Source organism: Escherichia sp. Marseille-Q3837 (genome assembly GCF_916618735.1).
Taxonomy (GTDB): Bacteria; Pseudomonadota; Gammaproteobacteria; order Enterobacterales; family Enterobacteriaceae; genus Escherichia; species Escherichia ruysiae.
The window spans coordinates 1,725,121-1,744,145 of record NZ_CAKAKC010000001.1 but is presented as its reverse complement, the minus strand read 5'-3'; the positions used below and the strand labels follow the sequence as shown (position 1 = coordinate 1,744,145).

Below are 19,025 nucleotides of genomic sequence, written 5' to 3'. Positions count from 1 at the left end.
GAAATGAGCAAAGCAGTTATTGTCATTCCGGCTCGTTATGGCTCATCGCGCCTGCCGGGTAAGCCGCTACTTGATATTGTTGGCAAACCGATGATCCAGCATGTTTACGAGCGTGCGTTGCAGGTGGCGGGCGTCGCAGAAGTTTGGGTGGCAACTGACGACCCGCGTGTTGAACAGGCCGTACAGGCGTTTGGCGGGAAAGCCATTATGACGCGTACCGATCATGAATCCGGCACCGATCGGCTGGTCGAAGTGATGCATAAAGTCGATGCAGATATCTACATTAACCTGCAGGGCGACGAACCTATGATTCGCCCGCAGGATGTAGAAACGCTGCTGCAAGGAATGCGTGACGATCCCGCGTTGCCGGTGGCAACGCTATGCCACGCGATATCTGCCGAAGAGGCGACTGAACCCAGCACAGTAAAAGTGGTTGTGAATACCCGCCACGATGCACTTTATTTCAGCCGTTCGCCGATTCCGTATCCGCGTAATGCTGAAAAAGCACGCTATCTGAAACACGTCGGTATTTACGCTTATCGTCGCGATGTGCTGCAAAACTACAGCCAGCTACCGGAGTCCATGCCGGAGCAGGCGGAATCACTGGAGCAGCTACGGTTAATGAACGCGGGAATCAACATTCGCACGTTTGAGGTTGCCGCAACCGGTCCGGGCGTTGACACCCCTGCATGTCTTGAAAAAGTGCGCGCCCTGATGGCACAGGAACTGGCTGAAAACGCATGATTGGCATTTTCTCGTCCGGCATCTGGCGTATTCCAAATCTGGAGAAATTTCTGGCGCAACCGTGCCAGAAACTTTCTCTGCTGCGCCCTGTTCCGCAAGAAGTTGATGCTATCGCCGTGTGGGGACATCGCCCCAGCGCGGCGAAACCAGTCGCCATCGCCAAAGCAGCGGGAAAACCGGTCATCCGTCTGGAAGATGGATTTGTGCGCTCGCTGGATCTTGGCGTCAATGGCGCGCCGCCGCTTTCTCTGGTGGTGGATGATTGTGGCATTTACTACGATGCCAGCAAGCCTTCAGCACTGGAGAAACTGGTAAAGGATAAAGCCGGAAATGCGGCATTGGCAGATCAGGCCAGAGAAGCAATGCACACCATCGTGACCGAAGATTTATCGAAATATAATCTGGCGCCTGCGTTTGTGGCTGATGAATCAGAACATTCAGACATCGTTCTGGTTGTCGATCAGACATTTAATGATATGTCAGTGACGTATGGTAATGCGGGTCAGAATGAGTTTGCCGCCATGCTGGAGGCCGCGATGGCGGAAAATCCTCAAGCGGCAATTTGGGTGAAGGTGCACCCAGATGTACTGGAAGGAAAGAAAACAGGTTATTTCGCCGATCTGCGCGCCACGCAACGAGTACGTTTGATTGCGGAGAATGTCAGTCCGCAATCGCTGTTGCGACACGTTTCCAGGGTTTACGTCGTGACCTCCCAGTACGGCTTTGAAGCCTTGCTGGCAGGAAAACCGGTGACATGCTTCGGTCAGCCCTGGTATGCAGGCTGGGGCTTAACGGACGATCGTCATCCGCAGTCGGCGTTGTTATCTGCCCGACGCGGTTCTGCCACGCTGGAAGAACTTTTTGCCGCTGCATACCTGCGTTACTGTCGCTATATCGATCCGCAAACGGGAGCAGTAAGCGATCTGTTTACCGTGCTGCAATGGCTGCAATTACAACGTCGACATCTGCAACAGCGTAATGGCTATTTATGGGCGCCAGGCTTAACGCTGTGGAAGTCGGCGATCCTGAAACCCTTCTTACGAACGCCAACAAACCGGCTGAGTTTTTCACGTCGCTGTACTGCGGCGAGCGCCTGCGTGGTATGGGGTGTAAAGGGGGAGCAGCAATGGCGAGCCGAAGCGCAGCGAAACTCACTGCCATTATGGCGAATGGAAGATGGTTTTCTGCGTTCATCCGGACTTGGCTCTGACCTGCTGCCGCCGCTATCGCTGGTGCTGGATAAACGCGGTATTTACTATGACGCCACACGCCCCAGCGATCTGGAAGTGCTGCTGAATGATAGCCAGCTAACGCTGGCGCAGAAGATGCGAGCGGAAAAATTACGCCTGCGACTGGTTGAGAGCAAACTGAGCAAGTACAACCTGGGAGCCGATTTCTCTCTACCAGCCGAAGCCAAAGGTAAAAAAGTTATCCTGGTGCCGGGTCAGGTAGAGGACGATGCATCTATTAAAACAGGCACCGTCTCGATTAAGAGCAACCTTGAGTTATTACGCACAGTACGCGAGCGTAATCCGCACGCCTACATTATTTATAAACCGCACCCGGATGTACTGGTGGGGAATCGCAAGGGCGATATTTCGGCAGAACTGACTGCTGAACTAGCTGATTATCAGGCACTGGACGCAGATATTATTCAATGCATTCAGCGCGCAGATGAAGTGCATACCATGACGTCGCTGTCGGGGTTTGAAGCGTTATTACATGGCAAGCACGTACATTGTTACGGCCTGCCCTTCTATGCCGGTTGGGGTTTAACCGTCGATGAACATCGCTGCCCGCGTCGCGAGCGAAAATTAACGTTAGCGGATCTGCTATATCAGGCGCTGATTGTTTATCCAACCTATATCCACCCAACACGGCTACAACCTATTACGGTTGAAGAGGCGGCGGAATATTTGATCCAGACGCCGCGCAAGCCGATGTTTATTACCAGAAAAAAAGCGGGGCGAGTAATACGCTATTACCGCAAATTAATTATGTTCTGCAAAGTCAGATTTGGCTAAACAATTACATTATTGACTATTACGCAAATTATTTATGCAAGGTAATGCACTAACCGTTTTATTATCCGGTAAAAAATATCTGCTATTGCAGGGGCCAATGGGACCCTTTTTCAGTGATGTTGCCGAGTGGCTAGAGTCATTAGGCCGTAACGCTGTGAATGTTGTATTCAACGGCGGGGATCGTTTTTACTGCCGCCATCGACATTATCTGGCTTACTACCAGACACCGAAAGAGTTTCCCGGATGGTTGCGAGATCTCCACCGGCAATATGACTTTGACACTATCCTCTGCTTTGGCGACTGCCGCCCATTGCATAAAGAAGCAAAACGCTGGGCAAAGTCGAAAGGTATCCGCTTCCTGGCATTTGAAGAAGGATATTTACGCCCACAATTTATTACCGTTGAAGAAGGCGGAGTGAACGCATATTCATCGCTACCGCGCGATCCGGATTTTTATCGTAAGTTACCAGATATGCCTGCGCCGCATGTTGAGAACTTAAAACCTTCAACGATGAAACGTATTGGTCATGCGATGTGGTATTACCTGATGGGCTGGCATTACCGTCATGAGTTTCCTCGCTATCGCCACCACAAATCATTTTCCCCCTGGTATGAAGCACGTTGCTGGGTTCGTGCATACTGGCGCAAGCAACTTTACAAGGTAACACAGCGTAAGGTATTACCGAGGTTAATGAACGAGCTGGATCAGCGTTATTATCTTGCCGTTTTGCAGGTATATAACGATAGCCAGATTCGTAACCACAGCAATTATAACGATGTGCGTGACTATATTAATGAAGTCATGTACTCATTTTCGCGTAAAGCGCCGAAAGAAAGTTATTTGGTGATCAAACATCATCCGATGGATCGTGGTCACAGACTCTATCGACCATTAATTAAACGGTTGAGTAAGGAATATGGCTTAGGTGAGCGCGTCATTTATGTGCACGATCTCCCGATGCCGGAATTATTACGCCACGCAAAAGCGGTGGTGACGATTAACAGTACGGCGGGGATCTCTGCGCTGATTCATAACAAACCACTTAAAGTGATGGGCAATGCCCTGTATGACATCAAAGGCTTGACGTATCAAGGGCATTTGCACCAGTTCTGGCAGGCCGATTTTAAACCGGATATGAAACTGTTTAAGAAGTTTCGTGGGTATTTATTGGTGAAGACGCAGGTTAATGGGGTTTATTATGGGGGCTTTAAAAAAAATGATAACCCTGTCGATAGTATCACAACCGAAGCCAATCAACTATAATATACCTTTCAATTTACACTTACTATCAAAATCATATAAAATCATCTAATTGGTTTTAAAATTCATTATTCCATTTGCAATGTTATTTATGCAAAAAAAAATATCTTTACCCAACCAACATTGCCACCACAATGAAAAAAACACAAATATAATTTAACTGCTAACTATCTCAATATATTCACCTATATAATAAAAGACCACATCCTGAGGAGGTGGCTTTTCAGAGCGTCCCCTATAAGGGGGACGGCTGTAATATACAGCTTTCTATTCTGGAAATTGTATTTGCTGTTCGTATGTTTGCTCCATCTTTTCCTGATACCTTATATATCGACTGATAGTTTCTTTGTTCATACATGCCGTATCGACAAAGTAGCCTAGCGATCAAATATGTCGATTTGTCTCCTTTTTCTTGTAGTAAACAAACAGAAATATTCCGATATGGACATTATTCTGATTATAACTTTACAGGAGCAATTATCTCTTCCCTAGGGGAGCAGCTTAAGAATAACCATTAATAATTGCTATCGCATTTTATCTTTTATTCTTTACCTTCCTTCAGAAAATAACTCAAGTAAAAGGAAAACACCACCGACAAATATAATTTAGAGGAGCCACTTAGATATTAACTTAATTGCGATAAATAAATGTAGCATAAAGTCTCAAGGCATTAGCGAGCATGGCTTTTTGTCTATCTGGCCTGTCGGCATGTAATGGAAGCATTGAAAGAAAAAGCAAAACGGTTAATGGCATGATATCTTGAGTATTAATAAAGGATATGAAACGTCTTGACATAAATTCTCTCTGAATATCGTCAACTATTTCACTCGTACTAAAATCTATTTTCACACTACTAAAAATATCACCTGACAACTTATAACGCCCGGATATAATATGATCATAAAGTCCGATCACAGAATGGCTTAGTTTTGCAAGATCGTATTTTTGATCGCCAAATATAGTTAACTCACCGAGTTGATTCATACCTCGAGGATCAATAACTTTTATTCTATCTAATCTGGAGTTAAGCAAAATATTGCTAAAGCAAAGATCTCCATGCAGTATACCAGGAATGACTGGCAGTAACGAATTTCGATTTATACAATCAATAGCGATCTCGCTAATTGAGGGTAATGTTACTGAGTCATATATGACAGGATTGTATATTGATATATCTGCTTTTTTACAGTAATTTTCTAATCTAGAGATTGTTTTATCATAATAAAGCAATTCAGAATCCTTATGAATTTTTTCAATTAAAGATTTTGTTGAGTATTGTTCAAACTGAATAGTGGAAATATTCATAAAATCGTTAAGTATATTGAATATTTTACTCCAGAAAATAACTGAGTTTCGTCCATGCACAAAAATTTCATTTAACGGATTAAATGGTAAATATTCCAAAGAATAATAATATTTCTTTGTTTTCGAATCAATTCCATCTTCAATTAACTGTGGCGTAAATATTTTCATTATGGATGGTATATTTTTAAACCAGTATGCCTCAGCCTCAATTTTTTTTGAATTTTCACCCGATTTCCATACAATACCAGAATTAATTCTCATCGAATTAAATGCTCGCTGAGTTGTTATACGCGAACGAGATATGAAATACGTATTTAAATGACCAAGATCGAGCCAATCATCAACATGAATACGTTTGAGAGGATATTTCTCATCATATTGCCTAACAGCATGCACGAAACTATCTTTGGACAATGTTAAATATTTAATAAATGTTTTTGGTCGAGAAAATGAAAAATAACCACACCAAACGAAATTATCAACTTTTTCTTTTTCCCAATTATAATCAGCATCTGATTGAGCCACTGCAATAATGTCACCTTCTAAATGAAGGTGGCTTATTAAAGTATCACCGTGTAAAATAAATAATTTTTCATTATCATTATATGATTCATATATTATATTCAAAGAGTACAATACAGATTCTGATAATGTCATATTTGCAGGTACTGGAATGATTATAACTTCAATATCATTAAACATCGACTTTTCAATGTCTGTTAATTGATAGTCTTCTGGCAATGATACGAAAATTTTGCATTTATCTTCATATTTTCTTAAGATTTCTGCTTGATATTCAATCAGAGTTTTATTCCCAATAGGTAATAGACATGGAGGAATACATCCAAACTCAATTTTTAACTCATTATCAACATAATCGCCAGATGTTATAAGAATCATCATTTTAGTCCTAGAGTTGATTTAATCTCATTTATACTTAATTTAATAAATTCATCGGGTCTGATTGCTCTGTCATCAACATAAAACCCTTCATACCCACACCAAGGTTTCCCAACATAAATTTCATCGAAAGGAACATCATTTTCATTTAGCCACTCAATGATAATTGGTAAAGTATTAGCCGTAATTAATCCTACGTTACCATTATATGTTCGCATATTCCTGCTTGTGGATATGATAATTTCAAAACCATTTTTTTTATATTCTTTCATTTTTAAAATTAGCTCTACGTTTGGTTTTGCATTTCTATAATCCCCTCCATCAGTAAAGGAAATTGTATTATCAAGATCAAATATAATACGCTTCATAATTATCGATTCTCTTTTGAAATTAACTCTTCATACTCCGCTGGAGTACCACAAAATGCCATGTCGGCAATAGATACATAAAAATATTTAATTGTTAACCCATTTTGTATTAAGTAATTATACATTGGAGCGATATAAAATTCCCCTTTACTCATTTCATTTTTCTCTTGCATTGATTCAAATATTGATTGAAACATTAACTGGCTTTTAAAATAATATAAGCCATTGCTGCAGTATTTCGATATCCTATCTTTTTCTGCCGTTCTACCAACATTAAAATTAGATAATGGCTCGATGAACGACCACTGTTCCCCATCACCTTCAAAAACTTCCAAATAACCATCACATTCATTATAGAACTTAGGTTCTGAATAATTATAACGAATCGTGTCTATATTAAATATAGTTACAGGAAAATCATCATGATATTGTTTTAATGCAATATATGCAGATTCAGCTTGCCCTCTTGTATCCTTATCAATTACAACAATATCATAATTTTTAATCTCTAATTTATTTATTTTATCTTTAACAAATGAAAAAGAGAAATCATCGTTGCGAATCACAAAAACAAATTTTTCTGAACTAAACTTTGACTCAAAGGTTTTAGTTGACCATTCAAAAATTGATTGCCCTCTATATTCCAGAGCATATTTAGGGATACGGTATCCGGCTTGGTAGAACCGGGAACTTTTCCCTGCCATTGTTATAAGAATCATTGCAACTCCTTAGTCAAAGTAATAAGAACATCTGAAGCTTCTTTGCTACCTCGTAAAGCTGCTTCACGAAGACAATCATTCGCATAATTCATTAAATTTATATCATCGCTATCTTTCAATAGACAATACAGTAAATAAAGACTACTTTTATGCTTGGATTTGGCTGCATTTTTTAGAAGAATTATAATATCATCAAAATATTTTTCTTTATTTTCATCAATTAATTTTATCGCACATCTAAAATATATCTCCTGCGCACTCACACCTTTATTTACAAGTTGAACTGTATGTTCTCTGAGAGATTTTATTGCAGTCTCTGAAATTGGTAAATAAGCTATAACGGTTGATTCTAATGCAAAATTAACATCAATAGGGTTATATGTTGTAATTTTGCTGATCATCCTTTTCTCGTTCAAACTTTCACCACTAAAAAGTTCGAAAGAATCAAGGTTTAATGATTGATAATACTCATCATTAAAATATATACCTGCGAATGCCTTTAACATGTCTTGGTTACGAGCATGCAAATCCTTTCTTGATCCACGATCTTCGATTAAGAAATGTTCTTCAGAGTTAACGTTCTTTTCAAGATATAACCACGAGTTATATTGACTATCGCCATCACCAATTAAATTAAAGTTCTCAAACAATACACTGTAATAAATCTCAAAAAAACACTTTACATCTTTCGGGATACAACTTGATTTGTTATTTATGATTTTATTTACCAGAATGGTAGATACTCGTCGAAAGTTAATATTTTCAATATACTCTCTAAATACAGGATATTTTAATATAAATGGTAATGAAAACCATCTGTTTTCTGCACCAATATTTTTATTAAAAAGACAAAATCTTTCATAAAAATCAGAGTGTAGTGTAAGCATCCGCAAGTCATCGTAATACCCCAAGAAAACTTTATCCGCAATTAAAAATGGTATCGATACTGATGCCATCTGTATCGTTACTTTATATTTAAACACTCCATTTTTTGTTTTTTGTAGAGACGCTGTGTTCTCAATATGTTTAAAAAAAGCCTCTAACAAATGAAAACACTTATCAGTTCGTACTTTAAGAACAGGAATAGATTTATTTTTTATAGCAACCAGACCAGACTCAAGACAACGCTGTTGCTGCAAGACATTACCAATGCTAGGTTGCAGTATAGTTTTATTTTCAACTACACAAACACCAGTTTTAGTTAAAATTTCACGAAGATCGTCGTAAGCATCAACCTCCCCCATCCAAGTTGATAAAATAATCTCTTCTATAATACCAGCATCACGCTTATTGATGATTTTTCGTAAAATCATCAATAGATCAAACCTATCTCTTATTGCACCACAAATTACAACATTAACTTTCATAAATAATGCCTATCTATAATTATTTCTTACCATATATTTTTCTTACCAATGGTGATTTTATATCTTCAATAAAAAGATTTCGATCTCGAACGTATTTTTTATATTTCTTTTGAGAAAGAAAATTTTTTACCAAAACTCTCTCAATCTTATATCTCAGCTTTATTCTTTCTTGATTATTTCGCAGGTTATTTTCATCTTTTTTTTCATTCGTTTTTTGTGCTGTTATATTTTTTTTGTCGATAATTGCATTCAATGTTTTTTTATTATTGTCAGATTTACGTTCAAAATAAACAATATTTGCTCCCTCTAACCAAACAGAGTTTATCTCATGATTTTTTTTACCTGGAGTAATTACAAATTTATTTGCTACTCCGCCAAGAGCATCCTCAAATTGATGACCTCTTAATAATAAGGCATCTTCGCGAGTTGGGTTAACAATAAAAGAACTTAGTGCGGACTCAGCTAAAAAAGGATCAATTCGTATCGAGTCAATATAGCTACCGAAAGATTCTATAAAATCTTTCGCAAAAAGCATTGTACCTCGATGGATTGATTCTAATAACACTCGACGATTACCAATATTTAAATCTTCCCTAAACAGGGGAATAAATTTATCTTTTTTACGCGAAATGCTAACTAAACTAGGCTCTGTGTGACAAATTAAATACTCACATAATGCTCTATTTTTAACAACCACGCTTGGGTGATTTGCTGATAGCGACTCTCCCATATAAGCTCTACATATTAAGCCTTGTTCAAGCCATCGTTCAGTTCCTTGTAAAGTAGCATAATAATATCCTAATATATTTTTGTTAGTTAAAGATGCTAAAGCCCCCTGCATATTTGCTCTCCAACCTATATCAACAACCGCAGGGTTAAGTTCATCAATAAATCCCGTACTTTCTAGGTAATCCATATAATCACGCCGTTCCATTTTTGCGTGAGTTAAAATCACTTCACTAATAATTCTACATAAACGTATAAATTTGGCTCGCCCTTGAGGATCAGCATTTAATGTTTCATTCTCATCAGTAAATCCAGCTTGTTTAAAGTAGTCTGGAGAGATTTTGTTTGCCTCAACTCCGAATCGCGCGGATAAAAGATTTCCAACAGTAACTCCGCTTTGATAAGGATGTCCAGCTAATGCTATGATATCGCTAATATTTTTCAGACCTGCAACTCGGGTTGCGCGCCTTGAGGCATATAAATAATATGAGGGAACTGCATTTTCATCCGTTGAATGTAATATGTCGTATACTTGCTTTAATAACCAGCCTTCACGAGCCAAGAAGTAAAGTTTTGATATATTATCTTTTTTTGCGTTCCGTCCCAACCATAGCATATATCCAAGAATTAATGGCCCTAACCCGGCATAACCAAGATTAAAAGGTTGTCCTTGAAAATGAGTTTTTTTCTCTAGATTTGGGTTTTCAGTATCAAATAACTTAGCCGCTGTCAACCCAGCTAAAACAGTACGAGACAATTCATTTGCCCCGCGTTTCGCCGGGTAGATACGTGAGTAATACTCATTCATCCTTAATCTTTCAATTGCACGTAGTAGTCGATATGAGCGAATCCCCCTAGATTTAGGTTGCTCATTATCAGCGATTTTATTATCTCCAATATGTAATACAGCACCTGCCGAAACTTTCAATTCATTCAATATCAAGTCAAATAAGACACCGTTTTTTTTGCTTTGTCCATATTCACTAGATACATATATTTTTGAATATCCATTATATCCTGTTCTCTCTAACAAAAGGCTTATATCATTAGATGACAAATACATATCTGATATTATAATTATAGGTTTTTTTGTTTTTTTTGCTATCTCCCATAGTTTTTTCCCAAACTCCCTTGGTCTTATGAGAGATAGTTCCGTTTCAATCTCTAAGTCTTTTATTGAATTGATAACATTTGTTTCAAGATCATAAATATCTTGTATTTTTTTATAAATATCGGTTAATGTAATTTCTAATCCATTTTTATCTTTACGAGCTTCTACTTCAGATGATTGCCTTATTTTTGAAAAATCTTCAATTATGCCGTTGGTTAATTTAAAAACCTTGCTATTCATTAATTTAAATAAATCAACAGGAACCTCAGTAGGTCTATAAACCAAAGTATCAAACACATCAAAACTAATTATTTCGACTTCTTTATCATTTACAAATCTACTGAATTTCTTGAATAGTTCAGTTTTAGTACTTATACAGATTTTTTGTGCTATTAACTGTTCTGCAGCTTTACCAGTATTAAATTGATTGAAAAGTTTATCGTGATATTCACTATCGATACTATTGAATGACGGCAAATTTCCTGGTTTTAAATTTCCTGAACGCTTTAAATCATATAATCTTTTCAGCAACTTTGAAAGAAATTGTCCATCCTTAGTAATAGAAGATGCTAATGGTTGATTCCTGTTTAGAATGTAGGAAAGAATGTTTTCCCTATATTCATAATCATTCATTAATTTTTTATTTAAGTTTTCATATGAATAAGGAGATAGGAACGTATTGCCGTATGTTTTTATATTCCGATTTAGAACGACAGCCTGCATCCCTATCGAAGAAGAACATGTCGCCACATTATCAACATGTGGCAATATGTATTGTGAAATGCCATTGATTTTATCAAATATAGGATTATATATAATATTCGGCCATTTCTTCCGTAGGGCATGAAGGGTATCATTATCTATAATTGTGTCGCTCACCCTAGGGGTTACATATTGTGTTACAACAACACCAGTATCAGAATCTACATCTTTCATTACATCTAATAAAAAATCCATCTGATTGCTATAGCTAGTATCCGTTTGAAACGCATAATGAGCACTCACTTGCAATGGTACTAAAAGTAATTTTTTATATTTATTATCAAAGTCTAAATCATGTCGAGAGAAAGGCTGAAGATCTTCAATTGCAGACTCTACCAGAAACTTGAATTTTTCAGCCACTTTATTCTCATCAGATGTAGTGACCCCAGACATTATTACTTTAGAATACTGAGTTAAACTACTATTGTTATATAACCCCCATGGGTCAAAGGTAATAGTATGCGGGTAAGGTAGCCGACTAAATACTCCAGGCATCTGATGAACAATTAGTGAATCAGGATATATTTTTTCTAAGAAAGGAACAGGTGTTTCCCATAGCAATATAACATCATAATGGCTTTCTAAATATTTCTTTATTTTATCTGAAATGCTCTCGATAAGCCTTAAATCTTTATTTTCATAAAATTTAACGGATAAATCATTTAAACAACCGAAGCAAAACAGTTGATCTTCAATCGTGAAATCGATGACATTTATCTTTTTATCTATATTAGACTGTAGAAGGCTTAAACTTTCTGGTAAAAAAAGATCAACCTCCCACCCTTCGTTTGATAAAATATTCCCTTGCGGTATCAAATGTTTTTGCACTGCATTCTTATAAAACTGGAGATCACCATGTGCGGCCCAAGGAGCTACCCAAATAAGTAATTTCATGTAACACTCTCTTTAAAAATTTCAGTACTTTATATTACTTAACTAATTGCTAATAGATTTATACTCAGATATTGCTTCATCAATATTATCAAAACGAACTATTTTTGTTGCGTCGTGAAAAACGAATGCTATATCACAATAGTCTTTTAATGAATTTAAACTATGCGATACCATTATAAAACAGGACTCTTCTTTCTTTGAGTTAAACACATTAAGACATTTTGATTTAAACCTCATATCTCCAACTGCTGTTACTTCGTCAACAAGATAGTAATCAAATTTAAAAGCCATACTTAAGCCAAAACCAAGCCGTGAACGCATGCCTGAAGAATACGTTTTCAGCGGCATATCAAAATATTTTCCAAGCTCAGAAAAACTTTCAACAAATGCAATCTTTTCATGTAGTTCATTACTTTTCGCATATAACCGCGCAACAAATTTTACGTTTTCGCGTCCAGTTAAACTTCCCTGAAATCCACCTGCAAGGCCGACTGGCCATGATATTGTTTTATTAGTGATGATCTTTCCACTGTCGGGGCGGTCAATGCCACCAATCATTCTCAGTAACGTTGATTTACCCGCACCATTACGACCAATAAAGGCAACACTTTTTCCTGAAGGGATTTCGAGGTTTAAATCCTTAAACACATAATGTCGACCCGTTGGCGTGCGATATGACTTCGTCAAATTCTCAATCTTAATCATGATGTCAGCATTGCCTCCTCACGAGTTCGGTATAACGCCAGACCAATGAACAGAGTTATCAATGTGAACATTGCCAGGTAGTTCAGACTCACACCTTCGCTGATATAGCCAGGCATAACGGCCTCACGGCTTAACTCTACGACATGCACTAATGGGTTCCAGAGTAGATATGACCAGTATTGCTTTGGAATCGAGTGTAGAGGGAACATGATGCAGGAGATGAAATACAGCGGCTTAAGCAGTATCGGCAGGACCTTTTGCATTTCAGGGAAGGTTTTGCCAACGACCATGAATATTAAGCCGACGCCACATGAAAGAATGATCAGCAGACTCCAGGTGAGCACAAGTTGTAAAAGATTTGTTATTTCGAAATATTCGCCTGCCATCCAGACGATAAGCATAAGCAATATATAAACAGCAACGTAAATCAGTGTCTCAAGCAGTGCGCGTGCAATGATCGTATCGATGGGTTTTACTGGTCGATAATTAAACAGACCCTGATTCGCTTCAATAGCACCTACAGAACGATTGCTGATACTGCTAAAGATAAAAAAGGGAATCAGGCCATTAAGTAAAAACACCGGGAACGAGATGTCTGGCATCGTGCGGTGCATAATGTAACCAAAAATGCCCAACAGTATCAGCAAATGCGCAGAGGGTTCGAGAATCGCCCACAGATATCCCAGACGGAACTTACCAAAGCGTGTTCGTATTTCTCTTAGAAATAATGCCTCTACGGTGACTTTCTGGACTTCAAATCCACTTCTTGCCATTTGGTGATGTGATCCTATTCTCTTCAGGTATGCTACCGCCCCTGGCTTAACAGCTACCAATACACTGGAGGTAATACTTGTTTGTAACTGGATAAAATTCACTCAGACGGTATGACCTTTTTAATAGCCGCAAACAATTTCAGCAGAAATTATTTCCGCAGGGATAAATTGTTCTATTTCCGTCTTATTTCTTCTAATCCATTCTTCAGGCATGAATGTATTCGGTCTTCTGGTCATTTCAGAAAACTTGCCGTTTTAGAATGTAGAGTTAATTTCTCAGGAAATTATGCGTAACTCTTTTTGCTTAGCCTGTATGGGTAAAAAAGACGTAAAGCACCATGCGTTCTGGATTACTCCGGAACACACTTATTCAAAAATGAGCTTTTAATTTCGCAAGAAATTATTTTTGCTTTTACTGTTAACTACTGGATTATAACACCACCTATAAATTTTATGCGTAGCAACACCTGCAATCTGTTTCACACCAGAACGCACGAATTTATTACCAATTAATTGTTTACTGAGAAACTATTTCCCTATTTAAAATTCACTCGTGTACTTCTTATTTATATCTTCAGTCCCCTCTTTGCGGTCATATTTGTGATATTCATCACATTTAAACAATGTTATTTAAGTCGCAGGAATAATTCCGGCAGCAATTATTGTTGTCGATTAAAATATATGTCTTGATTATTTAGCGCGTTTATTTTAACCAGCGTTACAGCCAGCACTATCCCTCAGTAGATATACCTGAGCAGACATTGTTTCAAATCGACGGATAGTTTCTGTGGAAATCATTTTACTTACTTAAAATTTCCTTTCTGATTGTCTCCAGGAATTTTAGTAATTTCCAGGCTACACAAAATACAGATCACACAAGAATTATCCTATATGTTTTGACCTATCAATTGCCACCCAATGATTCATTACATCTATTAATGGTCATGATGTATTGCCACACTTAAGCATATTTATAGGACGCTGGGCTGTTTCAGGAGAGAACTCGTATCTGTTGTTTTGCAGAACATTCAGTGATGAGAGGAATGGGATATTTCTTATTGCAAAAATATTCAATTCGGTGAGTGGATAATAAGATTATACACTCACCTTTCGGGCTGAATTTCACAGGGAATTTACTGGAACACTTATCCTCTTATCAACTCCAGTCGCTGCACATTCACCATCCCTGGCTTCTCACCTGCGCTGACATCAATTTGTGTCACCCGCAGCGCATACTTTTCATCCAGCGCGTTTAACCAGTTCAGCAGATCATTAAACACCACAGGATCTATCCAGACCTGGATATTCTCCCCGCGCTCGGCTATCCGCTTAATGACCACTGAATGCGCGGAAGCACTGTCACTGATGACCCGCGATACCTGCGCAGGCGTTGTTGTGGCGGATTTTCGCGCCGCAATGATGTCCGGCGCGGCGCTCTTCAGTCGCGCGTTCATCGCCACCAGTTGCTGCAGCATCGTCTCCTGTTGCTCAATCCGTTCGCTCAAAGGCTGCCAGATGATGACGTAATATCCGGCGCTAAACAGAAACACCGCCGCAGCCAGTAACATGCCCTTTTCGCGCGGCGAACGCCCTGCAAGGTGGTGTGCCAGCCAGTGTTCGCCACGGCTTAACTGGCGTTCACGCCATTGCTGAAAATAGTGAATAAATTTATCGCGTAACATGTTATTTCCTCCGCAACGTTACGCCGCCGGAAACCGCATCACCCTCTTTCTGTAACGCGTCCTGTTGCACAACATAATCAGTTGCCAGTGCGCTACGCAGTTTGTCGAAACTGGCAAAGTTTGCTGCCCGCAACTGAAGGTGGAACGTCTGGCGTTTTTGATCAAAGGTGAAGCCACGCATCTCGATGTCGGAAAGTGACGCCGTTTTCAGAGTGCTGGCAATCGCTGACAACTCGGCAAGCAGCCCGGTATCGTTGGCCTGTGGGCGATATTTTTTCAGCGCCATCGTCACCTGAGAGCGCAAATTCACAATCCGCTTCTGCTCCGGGAACAACGTTAAGAACTGTTTCTCAGCCTGGGCGCGACTTTGCGCCACCTGCTCGCTGACACTCCATAACGTCACGCCACGTTCCACTGCCAGCGCAACCAGAATCAGCAATATCGGCAGAACCATCACCCGCCAGCGCGCCCACTGTTTTCGGTAGCTGACGCGAGGTTGCCACTGACCGCTTAGCAAGTTCCCTTCTGGTTCTCCGAATGTGGTAATGGCTGGCAGTGCCGTGATTGTCAGGCGTTCTGCGTCCGCATCAGCCCATGTAGATAGCTCTTCCGGCGCAATACCGACCACGGTCAACGAAAGCGGTAAATCCTGCTCATTGAGCTGTGCGCGTAACATGACCGGAGCCAGCGCCCGCCCGGCGCTCCATCCCCGACATTCATCGATGCGGCAGATAACCCGTTGCGCATCGCCAGCCATAAATCCACAAGGAATGGACATCCAGTCCGGCGCGACGGTAGCGCGGGTGATGCCGTTTTCCTGCAACCACTGCGCAATGTTGCGCATATGCTGCTGGTGAATCACTGCCACGGTTGCCAGTTGCTGGTCGATTTTCAACGGCGCAAAATGCAGTTCGTCGATATCCTGGTTCAGTTCTTCTTCCAGTAAGGCGGGCAGAATAGTGGGTATCTGCTTACGGAGGACATCAGGCAGTTCAACCTGCCAGACGCTGATCCATTCGCCGGGAATGTAGAGTCGAATCGCATCGGTTTGCAGCCATTGCTGAAGCTGTTCGTTGTCGACGTCAGGCCAGATACCGCACTCCACGTCGGCGGTACGGCGCTGCCAGCGGATGGGGTCGGTGGCGCAAAGCGGGAAAAAAATCTCAAGCATGGAACTCACTCACTTTCTCCTGTCTGATGCCAGAGAACCGAAAAGTGTTGTGGCCCCATGCGGACAATTAACGAGTTCATCGTCAGTTCAATCTCATTCACGGTGATATCCGAACGCAGCCAGAAGTAATTGCTGTCCACGCTCAGGACGGTTTTTAGCTGTTTTTTAGTACGCTCATCGACGTCAGCAAGTAGCGGCTGTGCAAGAAACTGCTCGACATCTTCCCAGCCCTTCGCCGGACGTTGTTGTAATAACGCCTGCGCCTCTACAGGGCTTAACCACGGGTCAAACAGCGCCTCAAGAATCACGCTTTGCGTGACGTCTAAGGTGTTGATGTTGATTTGCTGGCGGGTCATCGGCAGCGCACAAACCAGCGGTTTCAGTTTTTGATAAAGTCCGGCGTCCATTCCCTGCACCACGCGCATCTCGCTGATATCAGCTAACGGTTGATTAGCGGCATAGAACGGCACCGAGCGGGCGAGATATTCGCTGTCTTCACGCCCCAGACGCGTCTGCACGCTGCGATCCTCGTCAATAAACTCCCACAGGCTTTCGGCTATCAGTTCGGCTCGATAAGCAGGCACATCAAGGCGCAAAATCAGGGCAATCAACTGTTGTACCGCGAGCGGACGCGACGCCGTCGTCGGCTGAGCGAGGGCATTCAGGTTAAAGCAAGCCTGTGCGTCACGCAGGGTGACGGCAATTTGCCCCTGCGGCAGAGGAAAAAAACGAGGGCCGGAAGCCCACGGCTGTGCCAGATGCACGCGTTGTTCATTTTTCAGGCTCAGACTGAGCGCGCTCAGCGCCAGGCTTTCCGCACTGGCGCTGTACCACAGCGCCTGCTGGTACTCCTGCTGGCTGCGCGTTCGCCCAAGTTGTTGCTGCATCCGCCCGGAAAGCGTGATGGTTACCAGCATTATGACCGCCAGCAATATCAGCACCACGACCAGTGCCATTCCGCGTTTTGGTGGTGAGGTGATCATGATAATTGCGGCCCGCGTAACAACCAGATGCGTTCAATCTCGCCCCATTGTGGCGAATGCAGGGTCATGCGCACCGCCACAGGGATCGCCTGCCCTGACGACCAGCTCTCCTGCCAGCGCGTGCCGTCGTAGAACTGCAAACGGAGCGAATCCGCCGGGATTAATTTTTGCGTTGTTGGCTTCACACTGCCTGCTGCATCGGTCAGCGGCCAGGACAATCGTTCAAGATAACCGTCATGAATGCGGTAACCGACGGTAAGCAGATTACTGCGCGGCAGGCGCATCAACGGATTAACCACACCGCCACGCACAAAGCGTATCCCTTCACTCTCGGATGCCAGCACGCCTGCACCCGCCAGTAACGCCGGTTCCCGCTGCCCCTGCTCGCCTCTTACCGGACGCGGCATCATTTGTGTCAGATCGTGGGTCAGAAAACTCATCGTTTGCTGCATGAGGTTTAGTTTTTGATCGTGTTCGCCGACGGCGCTATTCACGCGCGTAACGCCGTTTGTCACCTGCTGCACCATCAGTGCCAGCGAGGCAAAAATGGCGATTGCCACCAGCATTTCCAGTAATGTGAAACCAGCGCGAGTCCTTCTCACTGTTGGCCTCCCACGGCGCTAAACCAGGCGCGTCGTGACTGGATCACCGACGAAAAGTCTTCATGACGGCTGACTTCAATATCCACCGCCTGGAGCAGCGCGTTACCGGTATTCAGCGGTGTGGTGCGCCAGTACCAGCGGTTTCCAGCCATATCGCTCTCGCCCTGGTGCCTGACCGCCCGTTGTTCACGGCTCATCAGGTAGAGCAGCGCGGTCTGGTTTTCAGCTACCCAGCCCGCTACTGTTTTCTCCTCAAGAACTTGCTGATTACTCAGCGCACCGCTGGCAATCTGTAGTACCGCCGTGGCAGCCAGCGCAAAAATCGCCAGCGCGAGCATCACTTCCAGCAACGTAAATCCGCGCTTCATGGCATCCTCTCATCACATTGATTGAGGGATAACGCGCCATCGTGCGCCAGTTTTACCGCCCAACATGCGTTTTGCGCCGCCGAGTAAAAGCGCAGCGTAAACGGCGTGGCGGGTTCAAAAGGCGAAAAACGGATCTGCGGCGTCTTCTTTTTCGCCTCTTTTTGCAGCTCCAGTTCAATATCGTGCAGCGTCAGGCGACGACGTTGCAGCTCCAGCGCATATTCCTTCTGCCAGATATCACTTCCGGGTTGTAACAGCATCTGCACCTGTTTCGGCACCGTAACCTGTGCCGATAACCGGGTCGCAGAAACGGGCAACCACTGCCCCTGACGACGCTGCATAAACTGATAGCCAGGCGGGTCGATTAGCACACCGAGTGTTTGCCCTTCGATCACTGCCCTGTCCTTAAACTGCGCAAAGCGAGTCAGAAAATCCTGCGCCGCTTTTTTCGCGGGCGATTCAGAATCGGTCGCAAACGTCTGTACCACGCCCGCACTGGCAAGGCCGATAAGGAAAATCACCAGCATGATTTCCAGAAGAGTGAATCCGCGTCCAGGCAC

At 42.0% G+C, this 19,025-nt stretch carries 16 protein-coding genes; 3 read left to right on the top strand and 13 right to left on the bottom strand.

Features of this window, described 5'->3' with window-relative positions; translation table 11 throughout:
- The first annotated feature begins 3 nt into the window (after positions 1-3).
- From kdsB to LG381_RS08155, 3 genes are read left to right on the top strand one after another with little or no spacing between them, the layout of a single operon-like run.
- Positions 4-744 carry a 3-deoxy-manno-octulosonate cytidylyltransferase gene (gene kdsB / locus LG381_RS08165; protein ID WP_225762247.1) on the top strand — a complete coding sequence of 247 codons (741 nt, stop codon included), beginning with the start codon at positions 4-6 and terminating at the stop codon, positions 742-744.
- Positions 741-2,768, top strand: a complete 2,028-nt coding sequence (locus LG381_RS08160) for a capsular polysaccharide biosynthesis protein (protein ID WP_225762246.1) — start codon at positions 741-743, stop codon at positions 2,766-2,768. Before kdsB ends, LG381_RS08160 begins: the two co-directional genes overlap by 4 nt.
- Before the next feature lie 34 nt (positions 2,769-2,802).
- Positions 2,803-4,032, top strand: coding sequence for a capsular biosynthesis protein (locus LG381_RS08155; RefSeq protein ID WP_225762245.1), 1,230 nt, complete (start codon positions 2,803-2,805; stop codon positions 4,030-4,032).
- Between the two features lie 627 nt (positions 4,033-4,659).
- Here LG381_RS08155 and LG381_RS08150 read toward each other — a convergent pair.
- The 13 genes from LG381_RS08150 to gspH all read right to left on the bottom strand — a co-directional run bounded on the left by LG381_RS08150 (position 4,660) and on the right by gspH (position 19,025).
- A complete protein-coding gene (locus LG381_RS08150; RefSeq protein WP_225762244.1) occupies positions 4,660-6,237 on the bottom strand; it encodes a nucleotidyltransferase family protein in 1,578 nt (525 codons plus the stop codon).
- Positions 6,234-6,602: a capsule biosynthesis phosphatase gene (locus LG381_RS08145; protein WP_001564070.1), complete on the bottom strand. Its 369-nt coding sequence runs from the start codon at positions 6,600-6,602 to the stop codon at positions 6,234-6,236. Before LG381_RS08145 ends, LG381_RS08150 begins: the two co-directional genes overlap by 4 nt.
- Positions 6,603-6,604: 2 nt before the next feature.
- Positions 6,605-7,321 carry a glycosyltransferase family 2 protein gene (locus LG381_RS08140; protein WP_225762243.1) on the bottom strand — a complete coding sequence of 239 codons (717 nt, stop codon included), beginning with the start codon at positions 7,319-7,321 and terminating at the stop codon, positions 6,605-6,607.
- Positions 7,318-8,688: a hypothetical protein gene (locus LG381_RS08135; RefSeq protein ID WP_225762242.1), complete on the bottom strand. Its 1,371-nt coding sequence runs from the start codon at positions 8,686-8,688 to the stop codon at positions 7,318-7,320. The genes LG381_RS08140 and LG381_RS08135 overlap by 4 nt, the downstream gene beginning before the upstream one ends.
- A gap of 19 nt (positions 8,689-8,707) precedes the next feature.
- On the bottom strand, positions 8,708-12,181 hold the full coding sequence (locus tag LG381_RS08130) for an HAD-IA family hydrolase (protein ID WP_225762241.1): 3,474 nt from the start codon (positions 12,179-12,181) through the stop codon (positions 8,708-8,710).
- A 42-nt stretch (positions 12,182-12,223) separates the two neighbouring features.
- On the bottom strand, positions 12,224-12,886 hold the full coding sequence (locus LG381_RS08125; protein WP_225762240.1) for an ABC transporter ATP-binding protein: 663 nt from the start codon (positions 12,884-12,886) through the stop codon (positions 12,224-12,226).
- Positions 12,883-13,659: an ABC transporter permease gene (locus LG381_RS08120; protein ID WP_225762239.1), complete on the bottom strand. Its 777-nt coding sequence runs from the start codon at positions 13,657-13,659 to the stop codon at positions 12,883-12,885. The genes LG381_RS08125 and LG381_RS08120 overlap by 4 nt, the downstream gene beginning before the upstream one ends.
- A gap of 1,145 nt (positions 13,660-14,804) precedes the next feature.
- On the bottom strand, positions 14,805-15,341 hold the full coding sequence (gene yghD / locus LG381_RS08115) for a GspM family type II secretion system protein YghD (protein ID WP_225762238.1): 537 nt from the start codon (positions 15,339-15,341) through the stop codon (positions 14,805-14,807).
- A gap of 1 nt (position 15,342) precedes the next feature.
- Entirely contained in the window at positions 15,343-16,521 is a 1,179-nt protein-coding gene (gene gspL / locus LG381_RS08110) for a type II secretion system protein GspL (RefSeq protein ID WP_225762237.1), read from the bottom strand.
- Positions 16,518-17,495 carry a type II secretion system minor pseudopilin GspK gene (gene gspK, locus LG381_RS08105; RefSeq protein WP_225762236.1) on the bottom strand — a complete coding sequence of 326 codons (978 nt, stop codon included), beginning with the start codon at positions 17,493-17,495 and terminating at the stop codon, positions 16,518-16,520. The genes gspL and gspK overlap by 4 nt, the downstream gene beginning before the upstream one ends.
- On the bottom strand, positions 17,492-18,097 hold the full coding sequence (gspJ, locus tag LG381_RS08100; protein ID WP_225762235.1) for a type II secretion system minor pseudopilin GspJ: 606 nt from the start codon (positions 18,095-18,097) through the stop codon (positions 17,492-17,494). The genes gspK and gspJ overlap by 4 nt, the downstream gene beginning before the upstream one ends.
- A complete protein-coding gene (gene gspI, locus LG381_RS08095; RefSeq protein WP_000820130.1) occupies positions 18,094-18,465 on the bottom strand; it encodes a type II secretion system minor pseudopilin GspI in 372 nt (123 codons plus the stop codon). Before gspI ends, gspJ begins: the two co-directional genes overlap by 4 nt.
- Positions 18,462-19,025 carry a type II secretion system minor pseudopilin GspH gene (gene gspH, locus LG381_RS08090; protein WP_032226244.1) on the bottom strand — a complete coding sequence of 188 codons (564 nt, stop codon included), beginning with the start codon at positions 19,023-19,025 and terminating at the stop codon, positions 18,462-18,464. The genes gspI and gspH overlap by 4 nt, the downstream gene beginning before the upstream one ends.